This is a genomic window from Nitrospirillum iridis (assembly GCF_014205765.1).
Classification (GTDB): Bacteria; Pseudomonadota; Alphaproteobacteria; order Azospirillales; family Azospirillaceae; genus Nitrospirillum; species Nitrospirillum iridis.
In genome coordinates, this window is the sequence record NZ_JACIIZ010000004.1 from 147,584 (window position 1) to 161,860 (window position 14,277).

Consider the following 14,277-nt stretch of genomic DNA (forward strand, 5'->3'; position numbering starts at 1 on the left):
CCAAGGAGTGAGCGAAGGATGAGTGCGCGTCTGCGTTTCGGTATCGTCGGCACCGGCATGATGGGGGTGGAGCATATCACCAGCCTGGCGCTGTCGCCGGAGGTGGCGGTGACGGCCATCGTCGACCCCACGCCGTCGTCCCTGGACTGGGCGCGGGACGCCCTGGGCGACCGGGCGGCCGGGGTTGCCGCCTACCGCACGGTGGCGGAGATGGTGCGGGAGGGGAAGCTGGATGGCGTGATCATCGCCTCCCCCAACCACACCCACCATGACGTGCTGCAACCCCTGCTGGGCACCGGCCTGCACATCCTGTGCGAAAAGCCGCTGTGCTCCAGCCTGGGGGACGCGGCCCGGGTGGCGGACGCCGCGACCGGTCATAAGGGCGTGTTCTGGGTGGGCATGGAATACCGCTACATGCCGCCGGTGGGCCGCTTCGTGGAGCAGGTGCATGGCGGCCGCGTCGGTCGCCTGGTCATGCTGTCGATGCGGGAGCATCGCTTCCCCTTCCTGACCAAGGTGGGGGACTGGAACCGTTTCAGCCGCAACACCGGCGGCACGATGGTGGAGAAGTGCTGTCACTTCTTCGACCTGATGCGCCTGACCGTGGGGGCGGAGGCGGTGCGGGTCTACTGCTCCGGCGCCATGGACGTGAACCACCTCGATGAGCGGTATGGCGGTGAGACGCCGGACATCATCGACAACAGCTATACGGTGGTGGACTTCGCCAACGGGGTGCGGGCCCTGCTGGACCTGTCCATGTTCGCTGAGGGCGCGCAGGAGCAGGAGGAGATCGTCGCCGTGGGCGACCAGGCCCGCCTGGACGTCACCATTCCCCGGGGCGATCTGGTCTACAGCCCGCGCGACGCCTTCCGCCGGCCGGAAAGGGTGGAGCGGACGCACGTGGCGGTGGATGGTGCCGCGCTGGCCGCCGGCAGCCACCATGGCGCCACGTATTTCCAGCACCGCGCCTTCCTGGACGCCATCCTGAACGGCGCTCCGGTGGCGGTGTCGGCGGAGGACGGCTACCGCGCCGTGGAGATCGGCGCGGCGGCGGAACTCAGCGCCCGGGAACGCCGGGCGGTGGACTTGGCCGAACTGCGGCGGTGAGGGGGGCGGCACCCGGTACGGACAGCCCTCAGCCCAGGGTCACGTGCTGCCCGTTGCGCAGCACCGGCACGGCGTTGCGGCGCAGGTGGCCGACGCCCGGGTCCAGGATGGGCAGGGCGGAATACTGCATCAGATAGACGCGGCGCAGGTTCGGCGTGTGATTGCCGCCGGTGGCGTGCAGCAGCCGGCTGCTGAAGGCGACGACACTGCCGGCCGGCACCTCCACCACCACGCCGTCCTCCGGCCCGGTCCACGTCGCCACCAGGTCACGGCTGGCCGGGTTGCGCTCATGCGGGAGGATGGCGTCGCGGCTTTCCGGCACCTGGGAGAAGGGCAGCAGGCGTACCGTGCCGTTCTCCACCGTCGCATCGTCCAGCGGGCACCAGCAGGTGAGATAGGGTAGGTGGTCCACAGGGCCGCCGTTGTGGGCCATGTAGCCGGAGTCCTGGTGCCAGCTGAAGGCCATGCCCTTGTCGGGCCCCTTCACCACGAACTGGTCATAGAAGAAATAGGCGTCCGGTCCCAGGGTCGCCCGGCAGATGTCGGCCATGACCTGGCCAAACAGCACCGCGCGCAAGGTTGGCTGCTGGCGCTGGCATTCGCCGGCGAAATAGCGGCGGCCGCGGTGGGTGATGCCGTCCACCTCCACGCCCAGCGCGTCCAGCCGCGCGTCCTCCAGGGCCACGAAGCGCTGACACTCGTCCCGCAGCAAACCCAGTGCCGCGCCCTGCAGCGCCCTGTCGAAGACAGCATAGCCCTCGGCGGCGAATTGCCGCCGCTGCGCCTCAAACATCATGTCCGGATTCCCTGAAATGTTTTCCTCCCGTTCAGGAGGAACGGTGCCCGCAGGGTGGGCGGAAATCCAATCGAATCAATTTCACCACTCATTTGGCGAGGCTATGCATGGGGGGATGGCCTACATTTGGAAACCCCGGGCCCTGCCGGTTCCCGGGCGACGAGCGGGACTTTAGCGCGGTCCGAAATTCAGGGTGCGGCTGAAGAAGGGCAGCACCTGATCTTGAATGCGGAACGCCACGTGGCTGGTGTGGGTGCCCGGATAAATCTCGAAGGTGTTGGGGATGTGATAGGCGTCCAGCGCCTCATGCAGCTTGGCCGCGTCGACCCTCAGTCCATCCTGGTCGCCGACGTCGATGGCGATGGCGCGATAGCGCCGCAGGGCCCCCACGTATTGGTCGATGAAGGTCAACGGGGCATTGGCCGCCCATTTCGCCAGCACGTCGGGACGCGCGGCACCGTCCTTGACCGGTAGATCCAGGTAAAGCGGCGGATTGAGCGGGTTGGGTGACCAGGCGGCGGCGGTGGCCAGTTGCGCCCGGGCCATGAACGGCAGCGCCGCGGAATCCGCCGGTGTCTTCACCGCCTCCAGCGCTGCCTCCGTCGCCGGATCGACGGCGCCGGGCGTGCGGGGGGACAGGCAGCAGGGGCTCAGCATGTACAACGCGCCGAAGACGTCGGCGTGCCTCATGCCGATGCGGGCGGTGCCGTATCCCCCCATCGAATGGCCGGCGAGCCCCCGGCTCTCCCGCGCCGCGATGGTGCGGTAATGAGCGTCGATGTAGCCGACCAGGTCGCGGGCGATGAACGTCTCGAAATCGCCCGTGGTCACGGAACCGGAATACATCGATCCGTTGTGCACCGTCTTGGCGTCCGGCAGGACGACAATCATTTCCCGGGCGCCCTGCGCGAACGCGCCCTCCACGGTTTGGGGAACATGGATTTCCGCCATCCATTGCGCCGCCCCGATGGAATAGCCGTGCAGGGCGTAGAGGACGGGATAGCGCTTGTGCGGATGGGCGGCGTATCCGGGTGGCAGGAGGACGAAGACGTCCCTGCCGGCGGCGTCCCCCTCCAGGCTTCCTTCCAAGGCCGCGCCATGGACTTTGATGTGGTCCACGGTCACCGGTTTCGCGCCCACCACTGGTGCGGGGCTTTCCGTGGCCATTTGGGCGCGGGCGGGTGCCGCGAGGGCGAAGGCCGCCAGCATCGCCGCCAATATCCTGTGGGCAGGCTTCTTCATCGCGTTCTCCCCTCCTGCGTGGTCGTCAGTCGGCGTTCCGGACGGGGAACGCATAGATGGATGTGGACAGCGGCGACACGGTCAGCCCGCCGCGGGGGGCGGGGGCCCGGCTCTCGGTGATCGTCACACCAGGGGTGGCCCCCACCTTGTTCTCCGCTTCCGGCGTGGCGCCGGACAGCCGCCATACCCGTCCGTCGCCCCGCAGTTGGGCGCCCTCCAGGGCGATGGACACCGGCTGGGGTTTGGTGGTGGCATTGACGACGGCGATCAGCAGCGTCCGCCGGTCCGGCGCCAGGCCGGCGATGATGTCCAGGGGATAGGTCGGGCTGCCCGCCTTCACCCGCGGGTGATCATAGCCGACCGGAAACCTTGGGTCGGGCCGCGGGGAATTGCCCGTCACCGCGACCGGGATCACGCCGGCCCCGAAATGGTCGCCGTACAGCTTGAAGATCTGTCCCGTGGCATTCAGCGTCGAGGCTGCGGGTGTGGTGTCCAGCGTGGAAATGCCGAAGGTGAAGGCGCTCATCGTGATGAAGTCGGTGTGCCGCAGCATCTCCTGCAACACCATGGCATAGGCCAGAGCCATCTTCAGGGTCGGCTTGGCGCCGATATAGGCGTACTCATCAATGGACAGGAAGATGGGCTTGTCCCGCATCGCCGGGAAGCGCTGCTGGTAGATGGCCCATTCCTCCGCCTTCATTCGCACCTGGTTGGAGGGGGAGCGGACGAATTCCATCAATTCGGCGTCGGGCGGCGCATCGGGACGCTTCTCCACGCGGTCGTACCAGTGCTCACTAAGGCCGTCGAAGTCGCCCCATGCCTTGGCCAGCAGGCCGCCGGTCCAGTCATCCTCCGTGCCGAATTTGGGCTGGATGCTGTCCAGGCTGGCGTTCTCCTTGGCATCGCGGGGATGCATCTGGTCCGGCATGGCGCCGGAGCCGATCAGGGTGATGGTGGGATCGACCGCGCGCATCGCGGCGGCGAAGTCGCGATGCTTGATGACGAAATAATCCAGCGTGGTCTTGCCGATCTGCCACCAGCCGTAGGGCTCGTTACCGATGTTCCAGAATCGGACGCCGTAGGGTGCCTGATGGCCGTTGGCGGCGCGCTTGGCGCCCCACGCGCTGGTGGCGGGGCCGTTCAGGTATTCCACCTCTTCCGCCGCCGAATGCGCGTCGCCCAGTCCGGCATTGACCGTGACATAGGGGGCGACGTCCAACAGCCGGGTCAAGGTCATGAACTCGTCCAGGCCCACGTCGTTGGGCTGCATGGCGCTCCAGGCATAGTCGTACACCGGCGGGCGACGGTCGCGCGGGCCGGTGGCGCCGTGCCAGTCCCAGTTGGACAGGAAGTTGCCACCCGGCAGGCGCCAGAAGCCGGAATGGAGCGTCTTCAGCAGTGCGGTCGTGTCGGCCCGCCATCCGTCGATGTTGTCAGCCGGCATCAAGGATACGGTTCCGACCGAGAACGCGCCGGTGCCCGTGCCGGTGATTTCAAACCGCGCGTCTTCGGTGTCGGCGCCAGCGGTGACGGTGAACGGCAGGCGTTGCCAGTCCGGGCCCAAGGCGGGCAGGTTGACCGTCCGACGCTGGTCCGGCCCGGGCCCCCAAACCAGCGCCACCTGGATCGCGGCTCCCGCCGCCCCCCTGGCCACGACATGCCCGGCGTACGCCTTGCCGACGGTGACCGCCACGCCGTTCTGGCCGAAGCCATGCGGCCCTATGCCATCCAAAGCGACGCGGACGCTGTGCGTGCCCACATAGGGCTGGGTCTTGTCCATGGTCACGGCGGCGGCGTCGCCCAGGGGGCGCCATTTCCGGTTCACCAGGGCGGGCTTGCCCTCCACGGACTCAGGCTGCGGCGGATCCTGGCCCTCCGCCACCACCGGGAAATAGAATTTCCGGTCGTCCAGCAGTTCAGCCCACAGCGCGCGGTTCAGCAGGCCGCCGATGGGTTCGATGAACATGCCGTAGGCATAAGGGGTGACCGCAGCCGCCGGATGGGTGAGATCGATGCGTGCCGTCACGGCTTGGCCATGGGCGGCGCCCGCCGTGAGCAAGGCGGCGGACATCACGCCGGCCAGCCGGACGGGCCAGGGCCGCAAGCCGCGTTTCATGGAGATCGCCATCTGTCCTCCCGGGGGCGCGAGCCCCTTGTTTTGCATCCACCAAGCGTCGAGGCTGGGCGTCCGGTACCGGTAACATTGAATCGGCACCATCCATTTGTCTGAGTATTGACATGGAGTCAAGATCTGCCAGTTTAGGCCGCAAAACCGGGGAGGATGGGATGTCCATGGGGGAAACAGGGCTGACGGGAGCAGTGGATGGCGCGGCGCGTGCCCTTTCGACCCCTGCCGTGTTCCGCCGCGACGATGCCATGTCAACCATGACGGGTGATCGCCGGGCCCTTTTGTCGGAGTTACACCGCTCTCGCGGCTTCCGGTGCGCATCCGCGCCCATCCCCGGGTGAGCGGCATCGGCTGACCTAGCGTTCCCGGCCGCCTTCAGGGGCTGGCCCTTAGAGCCTGAACCAATAAAACCGGAGGAAAACATCATGCGTCTGCCCAAGTCATTCCTGGCATCGCTGCTGGGCACGGTCTTCCTGACGCCCCTCCCGCCCGCGCGGGCGGCGGAGGATGCCAAGCCCGCCCCCGTCGTGGCCGAGGCACGGGAAAAGGCGGCGGCGCTGGTGGCCCGCATGACGCTGGAGGAAAAGCTGGGCCAGTTGGTCAACGTGGCGCCGGCCATCCCCCGCCTGGGCATTCCCGCCTACAACTGGTGGACGGAATCACTGCATGGGGCCATCGGCGCCGTGCCCACCACCAATTTCCCGGAACCCATCGGCCTGGCCGCGACCTTCGACACGCCCTTGATCCATGACGTGGCCGCCGCCGTCAGCCAGGAGGTGCGGGCGCTGCACACCCTTGGCCGCGACACCGGGCATCTGGGGCGCATCGGCACCGGGCTGGACACCTGGTCGCCCAACATCAACATTTTCCGCGACCCCCGTTGGGGCCGGGGGCAGGAGACCTATGGCGAGGACCCCTACCTGACCGCCCGCCTGGCTGTGGCCTTTGTCGGCGGCATGCAGGGCCCCAACCCCGACCTGCCGGACGTGGTGGCGACCCCCAAGCATTTCGCCGTGCACAGCGGACCCGAATCCACGCGCCACACCGCCAACGTCTATGTCTCGCCGCACGATCTGGAGGACACCTACCTGCCGGCCTTCCGCGCCGCCATCGTCGATGCCCGGGCCGGGTCCATCATGTGCGCCTACAACCGCATCAACGGCCAGCCCGCCTGCGCCAGCGACCTGCTGTTGAAGGAGCGCCTGCGCGGCGCCTGGCACTTCACCGGCTATGTCGTGTCCGACTGCGACGCGGTGAAGGACATCGCCGACAATCACAAATACGCACCCGATCCCGCGGCGGCGGTGGCGGCGGCGGTCAAGGCCGGCGTGGACAATGAATGCAACGTCGCCACCCTGTTCGGCGGCGGCCCCGGCCTGGCCGACCGCTACCGCGAGGCCTTTCGCCGGGGGCTGATCAGCGCGGCGGACATCGACCTGGCCCTGCTCCGCCTGTTTTCCGCCCGCTATCGCAATGGCGACCTGGCGGGGCTCAACGCCCGCACAGTGGCGCCCGTCCCCGTCCAGGCCATTGGCACGGCGGCGCACCGGCAACTGGCCCTCACCACCGCCGCCAAGAGCCTGGTGCTGCTGAAGAACGACGGCGTGCTGCCGTTGAAGCCCGGTCTGACGGTTGCGGTCATCGGGCCGCACGGCGATTCCACCCGGGTGTTGCGCGGCAATTATTCGTCATCCCTGTCGGCGCCCCCCGTCTCCCTGCTCGACGGTCTGCGGCAAAGCTTGGCCGGCGCCCGGGTGATCCACGTGCCCTTCCAGCCCACGCCCATGGACGGCGATCCGGTGCCGACGGCGGCCTTGCAGACACCCGATGGCGGGCCCGGCGTCCTGGCGCAGTACTTCAACGCGGTGGGGGAGCCCAAGCCGCCGGCGCCGGACGCGCCTTTCGGCCAGATGCCGCCGCTGACGGTGGCGGACCAGCCGGTGGTGACGCGGACGGAGCCGATTGTCGGCGGCAGCGGCCATGATCTGAAAGCCGTGGCCGATCAGTACCGCGTGGTCTGGAGCGGCTTCCTGGTGCCGCCGGAATCCGGTACCTACCGCCTGGGCCTGGCCGGCTTTTCCGGTGATTTTGAATTCGACGGCCGGCATGTCGACATTGGCCCGGTGCAATGGGGCGAACTGCCCAAGCTGGAAGCCGTCACGCTGGAAAGGGGCCGGCGCTATCCCATCCGCATCGCGACCGACGTGCACGGCATGGGCGGGGCGGAGTTCTTGTGGAAGCGGGTCTCCACCGCCGCCGATGCCGCCGCCGACCAGGAGGTGCGGGCGGCCATCGCCGGGGCCGACGTGGTGGTGGCCGCGGTGGGCCTCAGCTCCGACCTGGAGGGGGAGGAGATGAAGCGCCAGATCGAGGGCTTCGCCGGCGGTGACAAGACCTCCCTGGATTTGCCGGCGGAGCAACGCCACCTGCTGGAGGTGGCGAAGCAGGCCGGCAAGCCCCTGGTGGTCGTTCTGCTGAACGGCAGCCCCCTGGACCTCAGCTGGGCCAAGGACAACGCGTCCGCCATCCTGGAGGCCTGGTATCCCGGGCAGGCCGGGGGCCAAGCCATCGCCGACGTGCTGTCGGGCAAGGCCGACCCGGCGGGGCGCCTGCCCCTGACCTTCTACCACAGCGTCGCCGACCTGCCGCCGTTCGACGACTATGCCATGACCGGTCGGACGTACCGCTACTTCACCGGCCAGGCGGTCTACCCCTTCGGCTTCGGCCTGTCCTACAGCCGCTACAGCTATGGCCCGCTGACGGTGCAACCGGTGGGAGGGCGGGCGGAAAACGGCGTGCGCGTCACCGCCACCGTGACCAACACCGGCGGCCGCGCGGGGGAGGAGGTGGCGCAGCTGTACCTCAAGCCGCCCGCGTTCGACGGCGCCCCCCGCCTGGCCCTGCGCGGCTTCCAGCGCCTGTCCCTGGCGGCGGGCGAAAGCCGCACCGTGTCCTTCGACCTGTCGCCGCGCGACCTCAGCTTCGTCACCCGCGAAGGTGACAGGCAGGTCATGGCCGGGGCCTACGAGGTCAGCGTCGGGTCCGGCCAGCCGGATACCGGCGTCGCGGGCCAACACGCCCGCTTCACCACGGCGGCCGGCGTTCCCTTGCCCCGTTGACCGTCAGGCCTTCAGCGTCTGGGCCGTGTCCCGCAACGCCTCGGTGATCAGCAGCCGCATGGCGTTGCGGGCGGCCTCGGCATCGCCGGCGGCGACGGCGTTCAGGACATAGCGGTGCAGGGGGATGGGCTCGTTGGGCACCGCCCCCTGCCGAATCTTGTAGATGGTGGACCACCGCACGGCGGCGGCGATACTGACGGCCAGCGCACCCATCAGCGGGTTGCCGCTGGCCTCCAGCAGGGTATTGTGGAAGTCGCTGTCCGCCGTCTGGCCCGCCTCGGTCGCCAGGGTGTGGCGGTCCATGGCATCCAGGGCCGCCGTCATGCGCGTCAGTTGATCCTCCGTGCGGCGCTCCGCCGCCAGCGCGGCGATCCCAGGCTCCACGATCATGCGCAGCTCGAACAGGCTGTAGATGAAGTCCGCGCTGGGTTCGGTGGCGAAGTGCCAGGCCAGGATATCGGGATCCAGCAGGTTCCAACGGGAACGGGGGCAAACGTGGGTCCCCGTTTTGGGCCGGCTTTCCACCAGCCCCTTGGCGGCCAGGATGCGCAAGGCCTCCCGGTAGGCGGAGCGCGAAACCTTCAGCCGTTCACTATTGGCGATCTCGTTTTCCAATATCTCCCCCGGCCGGTACCGGCCGGAGACGATGTCAATGCCCAGCTGACGCGCCACCACCCCATGCAGGCGCAAAGGGGAACCACGGCCAAGCCGGGTCAGCCCGGCGATCATTTCATCCATGAACCACTGTCCGTTGGGACCTATGCCAATCGAGATATCTTTATTTACCGCAACGCGCGCCCGGGCCGAAGCCCCATGCGGCGGCGATGACCAACCGGAACGGCGCCACCTCAGCCGGAGCGGGCAGGGGGGCTGCGTAGCGGTCGCGCCATCGTTGACGGTCCGTATTTGCCCTTGACCCGCCCCCTTGCCGGCAATAAATATGCTTTAACGATACAGTTAACGTTAACTGACACCTCGTGGCGTCGGTTGCGGACAATGCCGCGCTTCGGGCGCGACTGGGGGAAGGGCTCATGGCATGGCGGTCCGCCTGAAGGACATCGCCCAGGATTTGGGGCTGTCTGTCGTCTCCGTTTCCAAAGCCCTGCGCGATCATCCGGATATCGCGGAGGAAACCCGCAGGCGGGTGCTGAAACGGGTGGGCGAACTGGGCTATCAGCCCAATCTCACCGCGCGATCCCTGGTCACCGGGCAGGCGTGGACCATCGGGTTGGTCGTCCCGGATCTGCTTCATCCCTTTTTCGCCGGTATCGCCAAAGTCATTTCCAGCGACATCCGCGCCCAGGGCTATGGCCTGCTCATTTCCTCATCCGACGAGGATCCGGATTTGGAACGGCAGGAAATCGAGCGACTGCTGGCCCGCCAGGTGGACGTCATCGTGCTGGCGTCCACGCAGTCGTCGGCGGCGGGTTTGCGCAGGATGGTGGAACAGAAGATGCCGTGCGTCCTGTTCGACCGTCGTCTCGACGGCCTTGACGCTCACTTCGTGGGGAATGAGGACCAGGAGGTCGGCGCGCTTGCGACCGCCCACCTGATCGAGCAGGGCTGTCGCCGTATCGCCCATATCCGGGGACCGGAGGTCAGCACGGCTGCCGGGCGTCTGGCGGGCTATCGCCAGGCGCTCGCGGCGCACGGCCTGGAACCGTTGCCGGGGCACGTCGCCCCGTTGGGCCGCTCGGGCGACCATCGCGGCGAACGGGCGGGCTATGAGGCCGCGCAACGGTTGCTGGCGACGCCGACCCCTCCCGACGGCATCTTTTGTTACAACGACCCGTCCGCGATGGGGGCGATGCGGGCCATTCTGGACGCGGGACTGCGCATTCCCGAAGATATCGCCGTCATTGGCTGCGGCAATGTCTCCTACTCCGACTTCCTGCGCGTGCCCCTGTCCTCCATCGACCAGGGGGGCGAGGCCATCGGCAGGCGCCTCGCCGCCCTCGTTCTCGACCTCGCCGACAAGAAGAATGGGCGCCGGTTGTCGCCGACCACCGACCTGGTGGCCGCGCGTCTGGTTCCGCGCGCCTCCACCCTGCGCCAGCCTCTCGTAAAGGATGATACCGTCTGATGACCAACCTCACCCGACGTGACTTTGTGCGCCGTGGCGGATCAGCCGCCGCCCTGTCCATGGCTGCCGGCGCGCTTCCCGCCACGGCGACGGCCGCGGGGGCGGGCCCTTTTCTGCCCACCTGGGATTCCCTGGCGGCCGGTTACACGCCGCCGCAATGGTTCCGCGACGCGAAATTCGGCATCTGGGCCCATTGGGGGCCGCAATGCGCGCCGGAGTTTGGGGATTGGTATGCCCGCCGGATGTATATGCAGGGCGATCCGGTCTATGAGCACCACGTCAAGACTTATGGCCATCCCGCCCAGTTCGGATTCATGGAGCTGATTAACCGCTGGAAGGCGGAACGCTGGGATCCGGAGGAGTTGACCACGCTCTACAAGGCGGCGGGCGCCAAATACCTGGTGTCGATGGCGTGCCACCACGACAATTTCGACAATTTTGATTCCCACCACCACGCCTGGAACGCCACGCGGGTGGGACCGAAGAAGGACATCGTCGGCGGTTGGGCCGCCGCCGCGCGCAAACATGGGCTGCGCTTCGGTGTCAGCAACCATGGCGCCCACGCGTGGCACTGGTACCAGACGGCCTACGGCTATGACGCCGTGGGGCCGCGGGCGGGGGAACGCTATGACGCCTTCCGCTTGGCCAAGGCCGATGGCAAGGGGACATGGTGGCAGGGGCTGGATCCGCAGGATCTGTATACCGGCCGCAACATCGTGATCCCCGATGGGATCACCGATGTCGCGGCGATGGAGGCCTGGCACCAGGCCCATGATGGCGTCTGGGATGAATCCGTGCCGCCGCACAATCGCGCCTTCGCCGAGCGCTGGCTGAAGCGCGCCAATGATCTGACCGACCGCTACCAGCCGGATCTGGTCTATTTCGACGATACCGGCCTGCCGCTTGGGGAATACGGCCTCAAGGCCGTCGCCCACTACTACAATCAGAGCCTGTCCCGGCACGGCAAGGTGGACGTGGTGGTGAACTGCAAGGAACTGACGGACCTGCAGCGCCGCGCCGTGGTGGCCGATATCGAGCGCGGTTTCAACGATCACGTGGTGGCGGAGCCCTGGCAGACGGACACCTGCATCGGTGATTGGCATTACAGCCGGCCGCTGTATGAACGCGACGGCTATCTGACCGCATCGCAAGTGGTGCAGCGGCTGGTCGACGTGGTCAGCAAGAACGGTTGCCTGTTGCTGAACATCCCCGTGCGCAGCGATGGCACCATCGACGAACGGGAACGCCGCGTCCTGCAGGACCTGGCCGGCTGGATGGCGGTGAACGGCGAGGGGATTTTCGCCACCCGGCCGTGGTCCGCCTATGGGGAGGGCCCGACCCAGGTGGCGGCGGGCAAATTCAACGAGACCAAGCTTCAGCCCTTCACGGCGCAGGACATCCGGTTCACCACCAAAGGTGACGCGCTCTACGCCTTCGCCATGGAATGGCCCGTGGGCGACCAGCTTACGATCCGTACGCTGGGGAAGCGGGCGAGGACGATCAACCGTGTCGACCTCCTGGGCGGCGACGCCCTGCGCTTTGACCAGGGCGATGATGGCGTCGTCATCACGCTGCCGGCCGGCCGGCCGACCTTCACCCCCGCTTTTCGCATCCGATGAGCGGTGGCGGTTCCGACCCGATCATAGTGACATGAAGAGAAAACAATGAAGACGCGTTTCTCCCGCCGGTCGCGCACGTCGCTGATCCGTTCCGCCATCATGGGCTTGCCCATCATGGGCTTGCTATGCGGCGCATGGGGCGGACTGGCCGCCGCCCAGGATATGCAGGCGCATCCAAACTGGCCTGGGCCGGGACAGCTGTTCGTGGGGGCCTGCTATCAGCCCATCGACCGCTCGCCCGAGGAGATCGACCGCGATATCGCCATCATGAAGCGCGCCGGCTTCACCGTCGTGCGCCTGGGCGATCTCTCCTGGGATTCGTTCGAACCGGCGCAGGGCAAGTTCACTTTCGAGTGGTTCGACACCGTCATGGACAAGATGCGGGCGGCCGGCATCCGGGTGATCCTGGATATTCCGGGCACGCCCGCGCCCATCTGGCTGCACCGGAAATATCCGGGGGTCGACCTGGTCAACCAGTCGGGTGACCGCGTGCCGCCGGCGGAGCGCTACATGGACAACATCAGCGATCCTGATTACGTGCGCGAGGCGGGCATCCTCGCCGACATGCTGACCAAGCGCTATGCCCACCACCCCGCGGTCATCGCCATCGGCTACGACAATGAGATCGGTAACGGTTTCATGTCTTATTCGGAGGCGGACCGGCAGCGCTTCATCACCTGGCTGCAGCGGAAATACGGCACGGTGGAGGCGCTCAACAAGGCCTGGGCGACACAGCGCTGGTCGCGCCGGCTCAATGATTTCAATGACGTCGACCTGCCCCTTGCCGATGGGCCCGGCCCGGCGGAACGCTACCTGGATCTGCACCGCTACTGGTCTGACGTCACCGTGGCCCGCTTGCGCGAACTGGATGAGATCCGCCGCCGCAACATGCCGGACATGCCCACCCTCTCGAACCTCTGGGACAACGCGCCACGGCGCGGCTTCGACTATCTGTCGACCTACAAGTCCTATGTCACCTATGGGGCGGAGGGCTTCTACCCGGCGGATCCCGTCAGCGGCGCGCTGGGCGCCTTGATGACCAAGGGCGACCTGCCCACCCCCATCTGGTTCAACGAGTTCACCGCCGGGGGCGGGGGGGACTACGGGACGCCCGGCCGCAGCCGGATGTATGCCTATCTCAGCCTGATCCTGGGCGCCCAGGGCATCCTGGCCTGGACCTTCAACAGCCACCTGGGCGGGGAGGAGCAGGCCCTGTTCGGCCTGGTGGACCATGACGGCACCCCGTCATGGAAGGTGGATGAGTTCGGCCGCATCGCCACGGAGTTCCGGGAGCTCGCCAAATACGGCTTCCCGAGATACACCCACCCCGAGGTGGCGATCGCCTATTCCTTCGATTCCGCCATCGCCTCCCACCCCAACGGTCCGTCGAGCACCACCCGGCAATACTTCCAGTCCACCTATGGCGATCAGGTGCAAGGGGCCTTTGAGCCGCTGTTCCGCGACAACATCGACACGGCCATCATCAATGTCGGACACGACGCCCTGGCATCCTACAAATTGGTTGTCGTGCCGGCCGACTATCTGATGGACGCCGCCAGCGCCCAGGCGCTCCGCGACTATGTCGTCAACGGCGGCACCGTGCTGATGACCGGCTATTCGGCCAAGATCGACGAGCATGGGCAATGGTTCAACACGCCGCTGCCGGGGCGTCTGTCCGATGTCTTCGGGCTGAAGACGAACGCCTTCTATCGCGCCGACGCGCCGCTGAAGATTGGTATGGGCCAGGACACCATCACCACCGGTGTCCGGTACTACGAGGTCCTCGAACCCTCCACGGCGAAGGTCCTTGCCACCTTCACCAACACGCGGGAGCTGTCGCCGGCGGTCACCGTCAACAAGTTCGGCAAGGGCACGGCGATATACCTGGCCACGGAGTCCAACGTGTCGGTTGTCGGCCCCATTCTGCGCCAGGTTTACACGATGGCCGGCGTCCACCCCGGACCCCAGACGCCCGAGGGCGTCTACGCCCGGGTTGTCGACGGGCGTACGCTGTTCGTGAATACTACAGGCGAGGAAAAACGGATCCCGATCGCCTCCCGCAAGACCGGTATCATCAGTCGTCACGCCTACGACGGCGCCATCGTCCTTGGGCCGCAGGAAGCGGATCTTGTTCCGTGAGCATGGCTGGCGGTCCCTTCCATCCGCGCGGCGCCGCGCATAAA

The 14,277-nt window shown here is 67.2% G+C and carries 9 protein-coding genes; 5 read left to right on the forward strand and 4 right to left on the reverse strand.

What is annotated here, in order from left to right:
* Positions 1-18: 18 nt before the first annotated feature.
* Positions 19-1,107, forward strand: coding sequence for a Gfo/Idh/MocA family protein (locus FHS74_RS08265; RefSeq protein WP_184799359.1), 1,089 nt, complete (start codon positions 19-21; stop codon positions 1,105-1,107).
* A 28-nt stretch (positions 1,108-1,135) separates the two neighbouring features.
* Here the strand turns inward: FHS74_RS08265 and FHS74_RS08270 are convergent, their stop codons facing one another.
* From FHS74_RS08270 to FHS74_RS08280, 3 genes are all read right to left on the reverse strand, one after another.
* Positions 1,136-1,903: a phytanoyl-CoA dioxygenase family protein gene (locus FHS74_RS08270; protein WP_184799361.1), complete on the reverse strand. Its 768-nt coding sequence runs from the start codon at positions 1,901-1,903 to the stop codon at positions 1,136-1,138.
* Between the two features lie 171 nt (positions 1,904-2,074).
* Positions 2,075-3,145: an alpha/beta hydrolase gene (locus tag FHS74_RS08275; RefSeq protein WP_184799363.1), complete on the reverse strand. Its 1,071-nt coding sequence runs from the start codon at positions 3,143-3,145 to the stop codon at positions 2,075-2,077.
* Between the two features lie 25 nt (positions 3,146-3,170).
* A complete protein-coding gene (locus FHS74_RS08280) occupies positions 3,171-5,273 on the reverse strand; it encodes an alpha-L-arabinofuranosidase C-terminal domain-containing protein (RefSeq protein WP_246462997.1) in 2,103 nt (700 codons plus the stop codon).
* A gap of 425 nt (positions 5,274-5,698) precedes the next feature.
* On the opposite strand from FHS74_RS08280, the gene FHS74_RS08285 reads away from it, so the two are divergent.
* Entirely contained in the window at positions 5,699-8,392 is a 2,694-nt protein-coding gene (locus FHS74_RS08285) for a glycoside hydrolase family 3 C-terminal domain-containing protein (protein ID WP_184799365.1), read from the forward strand.
* Positions 8,393-8,395: 3 nt separating this feature from the next.
* Here FHS74_RS08285 and FHS74_RS08290 read toward each other — a convergent pair whose 3' ends face one another.
* Entirely contained in the window at positions 8,396-9,130 is a 735-nt protein-coding gene (locus FHS74_RS08290) for a FadR/GntR family transcriptional regulator (protein WP_184799367.1), read from the reverse strand.
* Between the two features lie 298 nt (positions 9,131-9,428).
* Here FHS74_RS08290 and FHS74_RS08295 point away from each other — a divergent pair, with 298 nt between their 5' ends.
* Genes FHS74_RS08295 through FHS74_RS08305 form a run of 3 tightly spaced genes read left to right on the forward strand, consistent with a single transcriptional unit; the run spans position 9,429 to position 14,233 of the window.
* Entirely contained in the window at positions 9,429-10,475 is a 1,047-nt protein-coding gene (locus tag FHS74_RS08295) for a LacI family DNA-binding transcriptional regulator (RefSeq protein ID WP_184799369.1), read from the forward strand.
* Complete coding sequence (locus tag FHS74_RS08300) at positions 10,475-12,094, forward strand: alpha-L-fucosidase (protein ID WP_246462998.1); 1,620 nt, start codon at positions 10,475-10,477, stop codon at positions 12,092-12,094. Before FHS74_RS08295 ends, FHS74_RS08300 begins: the two co-directional genes overlap by 1 nt.
* Positions 12,095-12,139: 45 nt before the next feature.
* Positions 12,140-14,233 carry a beta-galactosidase gene (locus FHS74_RS08305; RefSeq protein ID WP_246462999.1) on the forward strand — a complete coding sequence of 698 codons (2,094 nt, stop codon included), beginning with the start codon at positions 12,140-12,142 and terminating at the stop codon, positions 14,231-14,233.
* Positions 14,234-14,277 lie beyond the last annotated feature (44 nt).

What these genes read in the sequence shown, in the direction of transcription:
- FHS74_RS08265 (WP_184799359.1), top strand. Translation starts at nt 19, where the DNA reads ATGAGTGCGCGTCTGCGTTTCGGTATCGTCGGCACCGGCATGATGGGG.
- FHS74_RS08270 (WP_184799361.1), bottom strand. Translation starts at nt 1,903, where the DNA reads ATGATGTTTGAGGCGCAGCGGCGGCAATTCGCCGCCGAGGGCTATGCT.
- FHS74_RS08275 (WP_184799363.1), bottom strand. Translation starts at nt 3,145, where the DNA reads ATGAAGAAGCCTGCCCACAGGATATTGGCGGCGATGCTGGCGGCCTTC.
- FHS74_RS08280 (WP_246462997.1), bottom strand. Translation starts at nt 5,273, where the DNA reads ATGGCGATCTCCATGAAACGCGGCTTGCGGCCCTGGCCCGTCCGGCTG.
- FHS74_RS08285 (WP_184799365.1), top strand. Translation starts at nt 5,699, where the DNA reads ATGCGTCTGCCCAAGTCATTCCTGGCATCGCTGCTGGGCACGGTCTTC.
- FHS74_RS08290 (WP_184799367.1), bottom strand. Translation starts at nt 9,130, where the DNA reads ATGGATGAAATGATCGCCGGGCTGACCCGGCTTGGCCGTGGTTCCCCT.
- FHS74_RS08295 (WP_184799369.1), top strand. Translation starts at nt 9,429, where the DNA reads ATGGCGGTCCGCCTGAAGGACATCGCCCAGGATTTGGGGCTGTCTGTC.
- FHS74_RS08300 (WP_246462998.1), top strand. Translation starts at nt 10,475, where the DNA reads ATGACCAACCTCACCCGACGTGACTTTGTGCGCCGTGGCGGATCAGCC.
- FHS74_RS08305 (WP_246462999.1), top strand. Translation starts at nt 12,140, where the DNA reads ATGAAGACGCGTTTCTCCCGCCGGTCGCGCACGTCGCTGATCCGTTCC.